Raw genomic sequence first — 16,283 nt, forward strand, 5'->3', positions numbered from 1 at the left:
AGGAGCGAATTTATTATGGAACGATTATTATCAACAGATATGTCTCGACGTATCTTACTATTAAACCTGCTCTACGGCAGCGAGGACTGGCTAACAACTGAGAAACTCTCTAAAAAACTTCACTGTTCGACTAAAACAGTTATGATGGATTGTCGCTATATAGAAGGACGCTGGCCTGAACACCTCTCCATAGACATGTCCAAGAAATACGGTGTGAAGCTGTCTGTCTCCGCCCATCACTCGATTCATGATATCTATACAGATATCATTAAAAACTCAGATACTTTTTCTCTTTTGGAAACTGTCTTTTTTCATCCAGGAGAGTACTCGGAAAGTATCGAAAAAAGATGTTTTACCAGCAGTTCATCAATCTACAGATTATCGAAAAGAATTAATATTCCTTTGCGGGAAAGAAATATTATGATGGAGAGAAATCCGTTTATTTTTTCAGGGAAAAGCGAACGGGAAATCCGTTACTTTTTTACTTCCTATTTTGTAGAAGTTTACGGTATTCATCACTGGCCTTTTCAGTTAGATAAAGAGAAAATACTGGAACTAGTCAAGCAGATTAATGAAGACTTTCAGCTTTATCTCAGCGACATTCGTCTTATTCATATGGTGTTCTCAATCGCAGTAACCTTAACTAGAATTAATCAAGGTTTCTCTACAGAAAATGAATGGCCAACTTCTTCAGCCTTTTCCGGATTTTTAGCACAATCAAAGGTGCCTGATTATCAAGAAAAACTGGATTCAATCAATTCCTTTTCTAAAAAGGATCAAAATTACGACTGGTATAAAGATTTTTATTATACTGTTTTTTGGTGGATTTTTGGACAAGAAAAAGAAACGGACAAAGAAATAATCTCATCTGCTGCGGCCTCTTTAATAGAGGATCTTGTGAATGAACTAGATATCCCAATAGATGCGATTAGCAGTCAAAAAATCAAACAGGTCATTGAAAATATTTATTATCTCCATCAAGTGTTTCCCTATAAAAAGCACATTATTTATTCACGTTTCTTTTACTCAAGTAAGTCAATTCGCCAAAACTTTATTTTGTTCTCAAACACTATTTCTAAAACCTTAAGCCACTTGGAAAAGCGAGATCAGTTTCCTTGGAAATCCATGTATCTGAACGAAATTCTCCATGATTTTATGATGTACTGGAAAAATCTTCCTACCTACTTATACAGTAAACGCAGTCCCATTTCAATTACTGTACTTAGCGACCTTGGCAAAGAACATGCCGAAGTCTTGGGTTCCATCTTAAAATTGAATTTCTGCAATACTATTAATGTTGTCACTCAAAATACTTCGTATTTTGATTTCAATGCCCGCAAATCAACGAATAATTGTGACCTCTATGTTAGCAACCATCATATTGATTACTTTGCTAAGGATAAGATTGTCGTCGTAGAAGATATTTTATCCCCGCGAAACATTATTGAGTTGAGAAAGATCATTGAACGCAGTCAGTTGCGAGCACATAGAAATGCTAAAACTACTGCAGCGAATATGTGCTAAAGGATACGTGAAAAAATAAATGGGACGAAGCAAAAAGCTAAAAAAAGCATAGTCTCTCTCATATTGATGATTAGTTCCCAAAACGATTCATCATCAAACTAAGACAGTAAACGCAGGACATCAATTGTTCTTGCGTTCACTGTTTTTAAAAGATATCATATATCCAAACTACTTTATTTACATAAACATTTTTAGATTTATCTGTTGTTATAATTCAACCTTTGCGATGAAAATCACGAAAAAAGGTGATGATGCTAACTTAATCATCGGGGTTACACAGGTTAGCTCTATCTGCAGCTGAAATCGACGGTTAATTTTATAAAAACCAGTTGACAAGCTTATAGCTATACGTTATCCTGTATCTTGTGTTATGTAAATGCCGCCTTAGCTCAGTTGGTAGAGCACCACCATGGTAAGGTGGGGGTCGACGGTTCGAGCCCGTCAGGTGGCTTTCTAATAAACGCTGAGACGATTATTTTTTAATCGCTTCGTCGTTTTTTTATTTATGTATTTTTTCCCTTTCTAATCTTTAATTATCTCCATATAATTTGAAATTTTTGATTTCAAAAAATTCAGAGAATGTTGTGCTTAAATAAATTAAATGAGGAACAACTCTTGAGAAGCAATCCTTGTTACTTTTACGGATGAAATGTTTTCATTAGGCGAGCCTGTTGCAACAGAAGATATTGTAATTGAGTAGACTATTTTAAAGAAATTTATAAATAAGAAAGCTTTCTGGCTTTTTTATTTTGTTCAACGAAGGAGGAATAGCTGAAATCAAAAGTAAGCTTCAGTTCTTCCATCTATTCCCTTCCTCACTTATTTCCCCTAATTCAAAAGCAGAACAGCTGGAAGCTACTCTGCTTTTGATTCTATTCACCTTACAATAATTTTCATTTTATTCAATCTAACCTCAATTATCTCTATCAAACATTCATGCACTACTTATTCATTCTTCCTCAATGAATTGGTGTATCTCTTGCGCTAGCTGTTCAGCATTCGTGCCTATGGCAGGATGTCCACCTTCATCGAAAAGAACAATTTTTGCTTGTGGAATGTCTTTCTGAATGTTTTTATACTCCTGCTCAATCATTGGGCGAATCATTTTATCTTCCTTAGAAGCTGTAAGAAGCAGTCCGCTTTTAAAGGCTGACAAAGGTTTGATAAATAATTCTTGTTCGGACTTTGAAAGTCTCAATAAGGCAGCAGTATCCTTGGCTACAACCTCTTGCCAATCACTACCTATACACCACTCGTAAAACTCAGCAGCTGCTGGATTGGATTGAGCAGTAGCTCTTTCTTGCACAAGCTCTTCAGCAAAACCAGTATGAAGCGTTCTTCCATCGAAGCTATCAGCTACGACACCTTTAATTAAATCCGGACGAAGTAATCCTGCATTAACTGCTGCCCATGCCCCTCCACTTGTCCCAACTAGATAAATACTCTTTAAATTGAGATGTTCAATCAGCTTAACCACTTGTCGAGCTTCATCCATCCATAGATTAGTTGGAAACTCTTCGACTCTATCCGACTTTCCATATCCTAAAAAATCAATCAATATAATTCGGCAGCCATTATAACGAGGCAATAACGGCTCAAACATTTTTGATGAGGACGTATTTCCATGAAGAAAGAGCACTGGCTCTCCTTCTCCAGCTACTGAAAAATAAATATTCTTCTGTTTGTACTTGAAATAGCTCATAGCATTTCCCTCCTGTATTCATTTAATTGATTCTGATGAACAAGCAAGGCAACAGCAGTACTTAACCTTGCTGTTCTATTTTTTTATTCCAGCAGCCCATCACAAGCCCACCCTTCTCTATTTCTTTTAATAAATTGTACCATAATTTTGGTAAGCCCCTGCTGAGAATCATGGTTTAGTTATCTACCCATGACTATTGTTTTCTTGACTGAATAACGACTCCGGCTAGATAATTCGAGTAAAGAAACTTTGTATTCCTTTTTTGAAATTCACTTTTTAGTCAATTTTCTTTTTAATGCTTTTACTAGAAATTTTACTTTAAGCAGTATCTTTTATGCTTGTATTAAAGGATGAGAGACAGCTTTTGGTTGGCTCATTATAGCAACTATTCCGCTATACCTCTTCTGATGCTGCCACTAAGGTTGACCAGTCGGATGCTGGCATTTCTTTACTATTTTGCTATAAAAATTTTTTCAAAATAATTAGAAATTCGGTGCCCTGTATAAAAATATTAAGCCACGAGCAATAAACCGGATATACTGAAAACAGACACAGCAATTTTCAGTATATCCGGCTTATTCTTATAGATGTTTTTTTGAATCAATATTTCTCGCCAACGATTATTCAACTGTAATTCTCTAGTCTTAAAGAAATTTTCTTCGATCGTTTCTTTAATCATACCTTTTACGTTTAGAGGACGCTGGAATTCCCAAAGCCTCTCTATATTTGGCTACCGTCCTGCGGGCAATATCGATATTCTTTTCTTTTAAGCTTTCAACCAGTTTTTGATCTGAAATGGGTCTGCTTTTGTCCTCAGCTGCAATCAGCTGCTGGATTTGTTGTTTCACATCAACTGCTGAACGATCTTCGCCATTCCGCTCAGTACTAGCAATCCCCTGAGAAAAAAAAGAACGCAGTTCAAACGAACCAAATTCAGTTTCCATATATTTTCCATTGACTGTCCTACTTACTGTGGATTCATGAATATCTAAAGTTTTAGCAATTTCTTTTAGGGTCATTGGCCTTAGCGGACGACTAACTTCAAGGAAAAACGCCTGCTGACGTTCCACGATTTCTTTTCCTACACGTAAAATAGTATCTCCACGTTGAACGATTGTTTTCTGCAGCCATTCAAATTCCTTTTTCTTTTCTACAATATATGCTTTTACTTCCTGATCATCCGTCTGCTCCATTTTTTTAAAATAGGCCTCTTGAAAACGTATTGCCGGCATTCCCTCCTTACTGGAAATCACCGTCAACTGCCCTTCATGATTCACAACCTTTAAATCTGGACGAATATATAGTCCTGCAGTCGAACCAAATATACTGCCGGGCGATGGAGTCAATGTTTGAATAAAATCAAAAATCTCTTGTATCTCCGATAGTTCAATATCAAATTTTTTACTAATAGTTGCCCATTTCTTTTGTGCAAAAGCTTCAAATTCTTCTTCAATAACTATATAGGCAAGCGCTGGAGCTTGATTATCCCTTTCAATTTGAAGCAACAGACATTCTTTCAAGTCTCTTGCACCAACCCCAGCAGGATCAAGCTGTTGCAGTAAAACTAATGCGTCCAGCATTTGGACTGCATCTGCTCCAGTCTGCTTTTCTGCTTCCTCCAAAGAAATTGTTAGATAGCCATTCAAGTCAAGAAATTCTGCTAAAAATAAAATCAGACTCCGCAAATATGTATCTCGATAATTCAAGTGAATCTGATCAATCACATACTCAAACAAGGAAAGCGAATTATCTGGTATCTGATTCATTAGATTGGACTCTTTGTCATTATTATATTGACCGGTACCTCCGGCGGAGTATGTATGCGAGTTAAGACCACTTTGCAGCTCAATCAAAGGATTTTCCAACGCCTTATTTTCTATATATGTTTGCAGTTCTTCTGAATTATACTGCAATACCTGAATTGATTGCTGGAGCTGTTGGGTCATAGCAAGCTTTTGTGTTTGCTTCTGCTGCTGCGACAAATGCTGCTCAAATTTCATAAATTTCAATCTCCTACTTGTTTTTTTTCGAAATATCAGCTAAACTAGTATTCGTGCTTGCGTCCTTAGTGTAGTGGATATCACGTAAGATTCCGGTTCTTGAGACGGGGGTTCGATTCCCTCAGGACGCGTTTTTCAAAAAAGAGAGTAATAACTTATAGTGATATAAACATTGTCCCATAAGGCTTCTTACAGGATTATAACACACTTTTAACAGCAATCAAAACGTCGGTTTTCAAAGAAAACCGACGTTTTGATTTAATCTCCAGACTGTCGACTGAGCGAAAGTAAACAAGAGCAAAATTGGTTTTTACACATCTTAGGATGTGTTTTTTTATAAAAAAGAACTGCACCATTTGTCAAGTTGACATTGATGCAGCTCTTTAAATTCAGATAAAGATACATTTGAAATAAGACAGTTCTTGTACACAGTCTTTTAGCAGCGACCAGTTTGCCTGCTTAGGGCTTGTCAATTTCTTTAAAAACAGTGGTTCCATATTGGTGAATTTTAGCAGTATACACTTCAAAAGAAAGAATAACCGGATTCTTATGATTCAGCAATTTTTGATAATCATTCAAGCGGTCTTCAATCACTTGATAATCCTCAATCGAATGAACAGAGAAAACACCTTTCAGCAGCAGGCTCTCAAATGTTCCATCATTATAACAGCAAACGTTCCCTTTGTTGTTTTGCTGAATATTCTTGACAGTATCGCCATCACCGTCTACATAAAACTTCAATGTATGAAAATCAACTCTTGCAATCGGTTTAGACACAACTATTGTATTTGGAAATCCATTTCGATCATTCGTGGACAGTAAAAAAGAATTGCCCCCTGCAATTAATTTGCGAATTTCTTCAATCATCTCCACGCCGCCTCTTTTCATCTTTAATCTATTATACCTAAAGTGAAATGAATTAGGAATTATAAACCCCGAATTTTGAAGCAGAACTTCTGATTTTTCTACTAACACAAGAATACTTTACCAATGGTCTGGATAGCTAATCAGAAGCAGCTGACTTTATTGATGAGCAGCTTGCCTATTTTTTTGTTACCATAAACAACCTGCAGCATTAAATATAGTTGAATCGTTATCAACATTATCTGTCTGAGTCAGCAGACTTTTGAGCAAGAGGTGATAATGACAATATTGCTATCCACCCGTACAGCTAAATCTTTTTTATCCGTTTATTGTTCCTTTTCTTGCGTTTAAACACTAAAAAATGTTGGCAGATTTTCCTTAAGGATTTTCTACCAACATAAATTATTATAGAGACAAGCACCAATTAGTTCAGTCAAAAAACAAGCCATTTTGTCCATAAATATCTACCCAGCTAAATCCATCCTTTTACTTTACAGTAGAGATTGAGGTCGTGGAAAATAACTCGCCTAATACTGAGACATCTGGCGTATTAATATACTCAGCTAAGTCATCTTTCACTGTTTCAAATATGACTCGTGCAATTTCAGAATGACCAAATTCATTTGGATGCATATCGTTGATTAACTGTTTATCTGAATAGCCTAAATAACTATTTTTAGATTTGGGATCAATCGTATCTTTTCTCTCTGTCCACAATTCTCTGATATTCGCTACTGGTACTCCATATTTTTCACCGGTTTGAATAATAACATCATCATAAAGCTGAGAAATTTTCTCATCTCTATTCCAGGTTGTAACCAGTACGATGACTCTATTTTTTTCTTGCAGCTCAGTAATAACGTATGATAGATTTGCTTTGAACTGAGTCAAGCTTTCTTCACCACTATATGATTTAATATCATTGGTCCCATATTCAATCGTAATAAAATCAGGCTCCTGACTTTTTATCTGCTCAACACTCGAAATACCTAAGTCGCTTAGCTTGGCACCCGATTTATATACACCCATTTCGTTTACTTCAATATTAAAATAAGCGCTGATTGCATCAGCCAAAACACTGATGAAACGTTGATCCTGTCTATAAGTAATTGCGCCATTGGAGATACTGTCTCCCATAGGAGAGTAGGTAATCCTATTTAAAGAAGAGAATGCTGGTACATCATAAACATCTTCTCCTTGAACCTCATCGATAGAGAAAAACGTCTCATATCCCCAGAAAGCAAAACCGCCAACTACTAACACTATCAGCAGCCCAATAATCTTTTTCATCTATAATCCTCCCCTAAATAAACACTCCAAGGGTAATTATAGCAAATATGAAAATGATTGTTAACCCAATCCTAACATCTGTTATTTTTTCCAAGGTAAGCAGCAATGCTTGCTTAACAAGCAAATACGCATAAAACATGAAGCTAGCTTTAAAACAGAAGCATCTTTCTGCTTTTACTGCTTATTTCCAGCGAATCGGTATTTGACCTTCACCAGAAAAACTATAGTTGTCTTTTTCAATATTTCAGCTGAATGAGAGAAATTCTTCTTGACCTGTTAAGTTATGCCATTTTAGCCGTTCATTGCTTTCCATTAAAGAAGTCCCGCCTTCATCCTGAGAACTATAGCTCATTTCTGCATCCTGAAATTGGTCAGAAGGAACAATTGGATCATATAGCTCATAGAAAGTTGTCCCTCTTTTTAAAGTTATTGTCGGCATGATTCCTTCTGAAGAAATCATGATATGTTCCAGTTGATTTAACTCAGAAAGCGCAGAGATATCAGTTAATAAAGCTTGTGTATGCAGCTGCTCTTCTGCTTCTTCCTCTTCATTACCATAACCTCTCGTATAAAGTCTTAGGTCTTTAAGATTCTGTGCATTTTTTAGATCATATAAATTAAGCTGGTTTGTTATTTCGATATTGAGCTCTTCTAATTTAGTTAATTTTCTTAGCGGTCGGATGTCTTTAGTGTTCCCTTCTTCACCTACAAAGCTTTTGAGATTTACAGCAACCTCCAAACCATTAAAAGAGGTATAGTTATCATCAAAACCTCCGCTAAAGCGTTCCATTGAAGTTAAAAATTCTGGAGTAAACAAACCAAACTGCTGAGTGAAATCCATCTTTTCTTCCCATTTTTGATAAATTGCTTCATATGCTACATCATAATCGTTTTCAGAAATCAGACCAAGCTCCAGCTTCTCAGCTAGCTCATCTAATTCTACATACCTCTGATCGTAAGCATAGCTATCAAAGGTACTACTTAAATCGTAAGTAATAGACCTGTCGTTAAAACGAACATAATCCCGATTCTCTGCCCTTGCTGTAGTCGGTAGTCCAAACAACAACCCTAACCCAACTATTCCCGTAACTTTTTCCATCTTCTAACTTAATAATTCCTTTCTTATTGCTAATTAAATCATAACAGATGATTATATTTTGATAAATACAAAAAATGAATTTTAATATAAAAATTATTAAAAATATTTCGTAAATATAATGTTAAAAAAATGATCAAATCTGTTGTTAAAAATTTCAGAAGCTACTGACTGGCTATCCAGATAATTGGCGATGCTTCTCTTCTTTAAAAAGAAGAACTTGAAACAAAACCAGTAATTTCCTGGTTTTGTTTCAAGTCCTAAGAATTAATTTCACTTTTTTGTCCGGCCAACACAATTTTATATAGTGTGTTTTACTTATCTGCATTGCTCAGTAAGCCTTAGCTTTTTTATTTAATTATGCATTTAGCCCAGCTAATTCAAACCGGACATTTTGCTGCATTTCTTTGATTTGCTCTGCTTCCTCTGTATCCAGGTAATCTCGGTAGGCTTCTGCATCACTATCACTATAAGAATGAATATAACACATGGCCCATAGCTTGGGATCTTTAATCAGCTTATCTGAAAATGGATACAATAAAGCGAAATGTAGCTGGACCTCCTCCTGTAAATCAAAATAAAGAATATGATTATCATGAAGCAGCTCTTTTTCTAAAAACAGCTTAATTCGCTGATAGGAGGAGGTTTCCAGTGGTTTAGTCAGAGAAGCAGGAACGACTTGATATGTACGTCCGTCACGCCATAAAAACGTAACCTCTTTTTTATAATGTAAATGCGCCAATTCTTCCAGTACCCATGAACGGACGAGCTTATGAACGGCTTTATCAACTAGAACGACTTGCGCCATCTCCACAAACTCTTTCTGAGGTAGATAAACAGATTTTCTTATCAGTGCCAGCTGCTGATAGTAATCAACATTTTTCAGCTGAGCAAGCTCCTCTTTAAGGGCATTAATTTTTTTTACTTCAAACTGCTGATGAAGGAGTTCGGCCTGACGAATTTTTTTCTTTATTCTAACCAGTGAACGCATTTCACCGCAGTTTTCTTTTAAAATCTGTTCGTTCACAATACTGTGAGCACTAATGAAACGTTGATTCAGAATAAGCAGTTGAACAAATGTATCCATGTATTCCAGGCAGGAAAGATATTGCTCCCTCATCTCTTCAGCAAGAGCAAGTCCTTGTTTATTTTCTCCAGCTTTCACATATACACTCACCAGCAGATAATTTAAGGGAAATTCTTGACGAATAGCATACGCTTCTTCAAAATAGTCTATTGCTTCAAGATAATTTTCCTGATTTGCCGCTTCTTTTCCCAACTCGATAAATCGATCATAATTTCTTGGAAATTGTATTTTATTCGTCATCGGAAGTACCACCTTTCTATTTCCTTTCATTCACTATTTATACTGATAATAACAAAAAAAGAAAAGCCTGTATACTTGAAAAAAGGATTTTCAAATAAGCTTTTCTTTGTTTTTAGAAAATACTTAATATAAATTTCTCAAAATAACTGCCGTTTCTTCTGGTCCATCTGCCTTCATTTTTTCTGACTTCTCTAATAATGAAAAACCTGAATACCATTCCTTAGTCAGCTCGTCTTCAACTTTAAACTGTTTTATTTTTTCTACGTGAAAGGCTTCCGGATCCACTTCCTGAACACTATCCCAGCCAGTATCAATAAAAATTCTGGTTTCATCTGTAACAGCTTCGTTGCTCTCTAACTCTGTCACAATCTTTTTAAGTTCCCCAAACGTCATTGCTTGTACCTGATGTTCCATATCATGTTTCCTCCGCTCTTGTATTCGCTGTTGTGTTTCATTCTAACATATCTCAACCGCAGTTAGAAACATAACTGTATACTTTACATTTTAATAACAGCCGTTTTTTAATTAGGATATTCCACAATATAAAGTCTCCAAAGAAAAAATCCTATGATTCTTTCTTTGGAGATATTTTCAATGACTTGAAACAGGAATTTCATGATTGTTTAATCACCTGTATCAGCTACTATTCTACTGTTACACTCTTTGCCAGATTTCTCGGCTTATCTACATCATAGCCTCTTTGCAAAGTTGCAAAATAGGCGATTAACTGTGTAGGAACCACACTGACTAAGGCACTCAACAGTGGATGGACATCGGGAATAACCAGTTGGTCTGTTTCCTTAGCCAAAGCTTCTGTAACAATCACTATGGTCTGTGCTCCCCGGCTCTCAACTTCTTTTAAGTTTCCACGGGTATGAGCTGCTGTTTTTTTGTCAGTAATGATCCCAATAACTGGTGTTCCTTCTTCAATTAGGGCAATTGTTCCATGTTTCAGCTCCCCAGCTGCAAAGCCTTCCGCTTGAATATAAGAAATTTCCTTTAACTTCAACGCTGCTTCCATCGAAACATAATAGTCCATCCCGCGTCCGATATAGAATGCGTTGCGAGTGCTGTTAAGAAATGTTTCCACTAATTGACTAATCAGCATTTTTTCGTCGATAACTGCCTCCATTACAGATGCTGCTACGCTCAGCTCATGAGCAATATCAAACGCTTCAGCAGCCTGCGTCTTCTGGTATCTGCCTGCACTAACAGCCAAAATTGCCAAAACAGCAATTTGTGCCGTATATGCCTTCGTTGAAGCAACTGCAATTTCTGGTCCCGCATGAAGCAGCAGTGTATAGGTCGCTTCTCTAGAAAGAGTTGAACCGGCAGCATTGGTCAGCGTTAATGACGGAAGACCTAATTGATTGATTTGTACTAGCACCTGACGGCTGTCAGCTGTTTCACCACTTTGACTTAAAAAGATGAACATCGGTTTTTTGGACAACAACGGCATATTATAACTAAATTCACTGGACAGATGAACCTCTACTGGAATTCCTGTCATTTGTTCCAGAATTTTTTGTCCTGCCCAGCCTGCATGATAGCTTGTTCCACAAGCAATGATATATAACCGATCACTTTCAGAGACGGTTTTGACAATCTCTTTATTAATCAAATCTTTTCCGGAATCATCTAGATAGTTTTCAATAATTCTACGCATAACTCCCGGCTGTTCATCAATCTCCTTCAGCATATAATAAGGATAGGTCCCTTTTTCAATATCATTTAAATCCAGCTGTGCCTCATAAGATTCACGGAAAACCAAATTTCCTTTCTGATCCTCAATGTGAATACTGTCTGCTTTGACTGTCACTAGTTCTCCATCAGCAATTTCTACAAAATGGTTTGTCTCCTGAAGCATAGCCATCGCATCACTGCAAATCACATTAAACCCGTCACCCAAGCCAATCAGCAAGGGGCTTTTATTCTTAGCCACGTAGATAACCTCTGGGTGTTGATTATCTATCAAAGCAAAAGCGTAAGAGCCTCTAATTACATTTAAAGCAGCTTTCAGTGCTTCTCCAGCATTCGCTGTTTCTTTCGAAAAATATTCGATTAGATACACAACAATCTCTGTATCTGTTTCTCCCTTCAGCGTTGTTCCTTGAAGAAATTCCTGTTTTAATTCTTCAAAATTTTCTATAACGCCATTGTGAACTAATGTGAAGCGTCCTGTCGCTGAAGTATGAGGATGAGCATTTCTTTCACTCGGTTTTCCATGAGTTGCCCAGCGCGTGTGACCAATCCCAATGCTTCCATTGACTTCTTCTTTTATTTTACTTTGTAAGTCAGCGATTCTCCCTTGAGATTTTATCAAATGATCTTCACCAGCTTCATTCGTTACATAAATCCCGGCTGAATCGTAGCCTCGATATTCAAGTTTTTCCAATCCCTGTAATAATATTCCTGCTGCATTTTCTTTACCAATGATTCCGACAATTCCGCACATAATGTCTTTTCCTACCTTCTCCAATTGAGTCTTACACTACAATTTCATCATGTGTTTCCATCTGTGTGATTAGCTCTTTGTTATAATTTTACAATTATTTTTTAGACTAATCTGTAGAGTACAGTCCCTGAAGTCACCCGCCGAATCCTCGATAAACTTCTCCCTCGTCACCTGGTTATTTGCCAGGCCTGGCGCTCCCCTTTAATTGGTATACATAATCCTCCTTCTAAAAAGTATCATGGAAACATAATAAATAATATATCAACACAGAGTATTTTGTCAACAAAAAAAATAAAACAAATAATTGGTATATACACAAAAGAAAGAATTTGATTGTCCATAATCATCTAAAAAAGCGTGTTTTCTTCTCATTGAAAACGATATTTTATACTAGACAGCCATTGAAAAAGTAAAAATAATTATTTTAATTTCTTTCAAAAAATAGAGTTTGGCAATAGTCGATTTTTGAAATAAAATTAAATCGTTCAACTTCTGATTTGATCTTTAAGAAAAGCAAAAAAGTTTAAAAAAGGCATATACTGCACTTTTTTAAACTTTCTTTTTTATATTATTTAATCCCAATTTCTGCTTCAACAACAGCAGAAATCGTATCTACATAATAATCAACTTTTTCTTTAGTTGGTGCTTCTGCCATCACTCGAAGCAGCGGTTCAGTTCCTGATGGACGCACTAAAATTCTGCCATCACCATTCATTTCTGCTTCCATTTTTTCAACAATTGCCTTGATTGCTGGCACTTCCATCGCATTATGCTTATCAGTGACGCGAATATTAACCAGCTTTTGCGGGTAGACTGTAATCTCTCCAGCAAGTTCAGAAAGTTTCTTACCAGTCTGCTTCATTACATTCAGCAGTTGAATCCCTGAAAGCATCCCGTCTCCTGTTGTATTATAATCCAGAAAAACCATATGACCAGACTGCTCACCGCCAAAATTATAGTCATTTTTTCTCATTTCTTCTACAACATAGCGATCGCCGACTTGAGTAATGACATCTTCCATGCCAGCGGCTTCCACAGCTTTACGGAAACCTAAGTTGCTCATAACTGTTGTAACGATTGTATTTTTTTTCAAGCGTTTTTTCTCAGCCAGATACTTTGCGCAAATGAACATTATTTTGTCACCGTCAACTATATTTCCCAGCTCATCTACAGCTATCAAGCGATCACCGTCACCATCGAAAGCCAGACCTGCATCTGCCCCTTTTTCAACAACCATTTCCGCTAGTTTCTCAGGATGGGTAGAGCCTACACCATCATTAATATTCAAGCCGTTGGGACTGGTTCCCATAGTGAAGAAATCTGTCTCTAAATCAGCAAACAAACGATTGACAGAAGTTGCTGTTGCACCATTAGCAGCATCAATACAAACTGTCAAATCATTCAAATCTCCGGGAATAGTTTGTACAAGAAACTGAGAGTACTTTAGAAGCCCTTCTGGAAATTCTTCAACTGAGCCCAAGCCTTCAGCTGAGGGGCGCGGTAATGTATCTTCTTCGCTGTCAAGTAATGCTTCAATCTCCAGCTCCTGATCATCAACCAATTTGAAACCGTCTGAACCGAAAAATTTAATACCGTTGTCTTCAGCGGGATTATGTGAGGCAGATATCATTACTCCTGCAGAAGCCTTCTGCAGACGTGTTAGATAAGCCACACCCGGGGTTGCAATGACGCCTAGCTGGAAGACTTCAATACCTACAGACAACAAGCCTGCAATTAATGCTTGTTCAAGCATTTGTCCGGATACCCGAGTATCTCTGCCTACAAGTACTCGAGGCTTGCGCGATTCATCCTCTGCGTGCTGACTTAATACATAGCCGCCATAACGCCCCAATTTAAATGCCAGTTCAGGTGTCAGCTCCTTATTGGCTATTCCTCTAACTCCATCTGTACCAAAATATTTGCCCATCACTATTCTCCTTAATCACATTAGTTAATTTTGTGCACCTCTTATTTACTAGGATGACTCTTGGGTATCTGACGAGGAGGTTGAAGAAGAAGGCTTTTCGCCACCACTGCCACTCACCTCACTGCTAGTTTCCGAGGTTTTTGTTTCTTCTGTTTTACTCGAATTGCTAGTAGCTGTCCCTTCACCAGTCCCGCCGTTCACCTGACTATCAGAGCCTGAACGTAAGTATACTGGATTAATTGTTACTTCAATTTTAGTTGGCGACACTGTATAATCACCGTTTGCCGGAATACCTACTGTCTGCTTCACAGAGGTACTGATGCCCGTCACATCTACAGGGACTTCCAGAGTATCAATCGTTTCTAATACAGAATTAGAACCGCTGATTTCTACCATTTGTTCAGAAACATCAAATGTATAGCCGGAAACATCTGCAGGAGGCGAGCCTGTGCTTACAACCCTTAGAGCAACTTCTTTCTTAGGCAGAGAAAGCTGTACAGTAACTTTAACCTGTGGTGCCGGATTTTCGATACTTAACACTTGACCTCTGCTGTCTAAAGCCTGTACATTGACCGTTTGTTTAATTGTATCGCTTGATTGAGTAACACTGGATAACGGTGCAACCACTTTAGCGATTTCTGCCATTGTCTCTTCACCAGTGGTTATTTCAACTTTTTTAGGACTAACTGCAATGCTTTCCACCTTATACCCTTCTGCGTTAAAGCTGTCGGGAATCTGTGCCTCTACGTCGAAGCTCTTTGTTACTTTTTTCTCAATCGTAACGGTAATTGTTGCCGGTTCAATATTTGCCGTAACTGCTGAACTCAAGCCTGTCACTCTTAGAGGGACCTCTGAAGTTCCAACAGAAACGTTCGTTAAATCAGCGACTACTTGAAATTTCCTAGTATCTTCATTCGCTTCAAGGTTTAACTGAATCCGGTTTGCACTACTTAGATGCACTGTTACTGTATCTTCATAGCCGGAAACAAAGTATTGGTCTTGATCATAGTTCAATTGAATAGGGATACTGTAGAGCATTTCATCGTATACCTGACTAGTTGTAACCGTGTTTCCAGAATTTCCGTCTGAGTTAGCATTAAAGAAAAGCAGCAAGGCAAACAATAATGCCAGCAATCCGGAAAACCAATTGCTTTGTGAAGCCTTCTTCATTTCTTTTTCCCTCCTTTAGTCACACCATCAATAAAATGCTGTAGGAGGTTCTTTTTATCTTTTTCATCTTCGGCAGGAACCAACTCTTCTCTGAGGATTTTCAAATATTCCTCTTGGGTGAGCTTGGAGATTAATTCATTGTTCAATGTCAAACTAACATCTCCCGTCTCTTCAGAGACGATGATTGTCACTGCATCGCTTACTTCACTAATCCCCACAGCGGCTCTATGCCGAGTACCAAATTCTTTAGGAATTAGATTACTTTCGGAAAGAGGCAGATACGCTGAAGCTACCGCAATTTTTCCGTCTTCAACAATAACCGCGCCGTCATGAAGCGGTGTGTTTGGAATAAAAATATTTATTAGCAGTTCTCCGGTAATATCCGCATCCAAATCGATTCCTGTCTCAATATACTCCTCTAAGCCTGTGTTTCTTGCAACAGTAATCAGAGCACCAATTTTACGCTTTGACATATATTGAATCGCCTTGTCAAAAGCCAAAATCATTTTTTCATCTTCCTGCTGCTCATTTTTAGAAGGTTTGAAGAAAGAGCTTCTGCCCAAGTGTTCCAAGCCGCGCCGGACTTCCGGCTGAAAAATGACTACGGCTGCAATTACGCCATACATAATCACCTGATTCATCAGCCAGGATAAGGTATGCAGTCCGACAATCTCACTGACTATTCGGATAATGATAAAAACAGCTACACCTTTTAGAAGCTGAACAGCTTTGGTTCCTCTGACCAGCATAATTAATTTATATACTAAGTACCAGACAACCAGAATATCGATAATATTTATAATAAAATTGCGGGATAATAAATCCGTCGAGATGAATTTCTGCCAATAACTTACATCAAAAAACTGACTGATTTGAAAAGATATCATATAGGTTATCACTTCTCTCTGAAGAATTCCTTTTTAGTATA

The 16,283-nt window shown here is 37.4% G+C and carries 12 protein-coding genes and 2 tRNA genes; 3 read left to right on the top strand and 11 right to left on the bottom strand.

The features are described from left to right. Positions 1 to 15: 15 nt before the first annotated feature. Together ACYSNQ_RS06955 and ACYSNQ_RS06960 are read left to right on the top strand one after the other, a co-directional pair. On the top strand, positions 16 to 1,524 hold the full coding sequence (locus ACYSNQ_RS06955) for a helix-turn-helix domain-containing protein (RefSeq protein WP_426082158.1): 1,509 nt from the start codon (positions 16 to 18) through the stop codon (positions 1,522 to 1,524). Positions 1,525 to 1,902: 378 nt separating this feature from the next. Continuing rightward, positions 1,903 to 1,975, top strand: a tRNA-Thr gene (locus ACYSNQ_RS06960). Between the two features lie 498 nt (positions 1,976 to 2,473). Here ACYSNQ_RS06960 and ACYSNQ_RS06965 read toward each other — a convergent pair. Both ACYSNQ_RS06965 and rpoN read right to left on the bottom strand, forming a co-directional pair. Then, positions 2,474 to 3,226, bottom strand: coding sequence for an alpha/beta fold hydrolase (locus ACYSNQ_RS06965; RefSeq protein WP_426082159.1), 753 nt, complete (start codon positions 3,224 to 3,226; stop codon positions 2,474 to 2,476). 671 nt (positions 3,227 to 3,897) lie between these two features. Beyond that, a complete protein-coding gene (gene rpoN, locus ACYSNQ_RS06970; protein WP_426082160.1) occupies positions 3,898 to 5,226 on the bottom strand; it encodes an RNA polymerase factor sigma-54 in 1,329 nt (442 codons plus the stop codon). A 59-nt stretch (positions 5,227 to 5,285) separates the two neighbouring features. Here rpoN and ACYSNQ_RS06975 point away from each other — a divergent pair. Further along, positions 5,286 to 5,357: transfer RNA gene (locus ACYSNQ_RS06975), tRNA-Arg, on the top strand. Between the two features lie 328 nt (positions 5,358 to 5,685). Here the strand turns inward: ACYSNQ_RS06975 and ACYSNQ_RS06980 are convergent. The 9 genes from ACYSNQ_RS06980 to cdaA form a co-directional block, all read right to left on the bottom strand. Then, positions 5,686 to 6,093 carry a pyridoxamine 5'-phosphate oxidase family protein gene (locus tag ACYSNQ_RS06980; protein WP_426082162.1) on the bottom strand — a complete coding sequence of 136 codons (408 nt, stop codon included), beginning with the start codon at positions 6,091 to 6,093 and terminating at the stop codon, positions 5,686 to 5,688. Between the two features lie 483 nt (positions 6,094 to 6,576). Continuing rightward, positions 6,577 to 7,380, bottom strand: a complete 804-nt coding sequence (locus ACYSNQ_RS06985) for an SGNH/GDSL hydrolase family protein (RefSeq protein WP_426082164.1) — start codon at positions 7,378 to 7,380, stop codon at positions 6,577 to 6,579. Between the two features lie 244 nt (positions 7,381 to 7,624). Further along, a complete protein-coding gene (locus ACYSNQ_RS06990; RefSeq protein WP_426082165.1) occupies positions 7,625 to 8,479 on the bottom strand; it encodes a hypothetical protein in 855 nt (284 codons plus the stop codon). A 355-nt stretch (positions 8,480 to 8,834) separates the two neighbouring features. Further along, complete coding sequence (locus ACYSNQ_RS06995; protein ID WP_426082166.1) at positions 8,835 to 9,803, bottom strand: hypothetical protein; 969 nt, start codon at positions 9,801 to 9,803, stop codon at positions 8,835 to 8,837. Positions 9,804 to 9,926: 123 nt separating this feature from the next. Further along, positions 9,927 to 10,217: a hypothetical protein gene (locus tag ACYSNQ_RS07000; protein WP_426082167.1), complete on the bottom strand. Its 291-nt coding sequence runs from the start codon at positions 10,215 to 10,217 to the stop codon at positions 9,927 to 9,929. A 229-nt stretch (positions 10,218 to 10,446) separates the two neighbouring features. Then, positions 10,447 to 12,258, bottom strand: a complete 1,812-nt coding sequence (gene glmS / locus ACYSNQ_RS07005) for a glutamine--fructose-6-phosphate transaminase (isomerizing) (RefSeq protein ID WP_426082169.1) — start codon at positions 12,256 to 12,258, stop codon at positions 10,447 to 10,449. 568 nt (positions 12,259 to 12,826) lie between these two features. Next, positions 12,827 to 14,185: a phosphoglucosamine mutase gene (gene glmM / locus ACYSNQ_RS07010; protein ID WP_426082170.1), complete on the bottom strand. Its 1,359-nt coding sequence runs from the start codon at positions 14,183 to 14,185 to the stop codon at positions 12,827 to 12,829. Positions 14,186 to 14,233: 48 nt separating this feature from the next. Then, positions 14,234 to 15,355, bottom strand: a complete 1,122-nt coding sequence (locus ACYSNQ_RS07015; RefSeq protein ID WP_426082172.1) for a CdaR family protein — start codon at positions 15,353 to 15,355, stop codon at positions 14,234 to 14,236. Continuing rightward, positions 15,352 to 16,239, bottom strand: coding sequence for a diadenylate cyclase CdaA (gene cdaA, locus ACYSNQ_RS07020; protein ID WP_426082306.1), 888 nt, complete (start codon positions 16,237 to 16,239; stop codon positions 15,352 to 15,354). The genes ACYSNQ_RS07015 and cdaA overlap by 4 nt, the downstream gene beginning before the upstream one ends. Positions 16,240 to 16,283: the final 44 nt, after the last annotated feature.

This window comes from Enterococcus sp. LJL51 (genome assembly GCF_054871795.1).

Coding starts and splice junctions, on each gene's coding strand:
- ACYSNQ_RS06955 (WP_426082158.1), top strand. CDS start 16: ATGGAACGATTATTATCAACAGATATGTCTCGACGTATCTTACTATTA.
- ACYSNQ_RS06965 (WP_426082159.1), bottom strand. CDS start 3,226: ATGAGCTATTTCAAGTACAAACAGAAGAATATTTATTTTTCAGTAGCT.
- rpoN (WP_426082160.1), bottom strand. CDS start 5,226: ATGAAATTTGAGCAGCATTTGTCGCAGCAGCAGAAGCAAACACAAAAG.
- ACYSNQ_RS06980 (WP_426082162.1), bottom strand. CDS start 6,093: ATGATTGAAGAAATTCGCAAATTAATTGCAGGGGGCAATTCTTTTTTA.
- ACYSNQ_RS06985 (WP_426082164.1), bottom strand. CDS start 7,380: ATGAAAAAGATTATTGGGCTGCTGATAGTGTTAGTAGTTGGCGGTTTT.
- ACYSNQ_RS06990 (WP_426082165.1), bottom strand. CDS start 8,479: ATGGAAAAAGTTACGGGAATAGTTGGGTTAGGGTTGTTGTTTGGACTA.
- ACYSNQ_RS06995 (WP_426082166.1), bottom strand. CDS start 9,803: ATGACGAATAAAATACAATTTCCAAGAAATTATGATCGATTTATCGAG.
- ACYSNQ_RS07000 (WP_426082167.1), bottom strand. CDS start 10,217: ATGGAACATCAGGTACAAGCAATGACGTTTGGGGAACTTAAAAAGATT.
- glmS (WP_426082169.1), bottom strand. CDS start 12,258: ATGTGCGGAATTGTCGGAATCATTGGTAAAGAAAATGCAGCAGGAATA.
- glmM (WP_426082170.1), bottom strand. CDS start 14,185: ATGGGCAAATATTTTGGTACAGATGGAGTTAGAGGAATAGCCAATAAG.
- ACYSNQ_RS07015 (WP_426082172.1), bottom strand. CDS start 15,355: ATGAAGAAGGCTTCACAAAGCAATTGGTTTTCCGGATTGCTGGCATTA.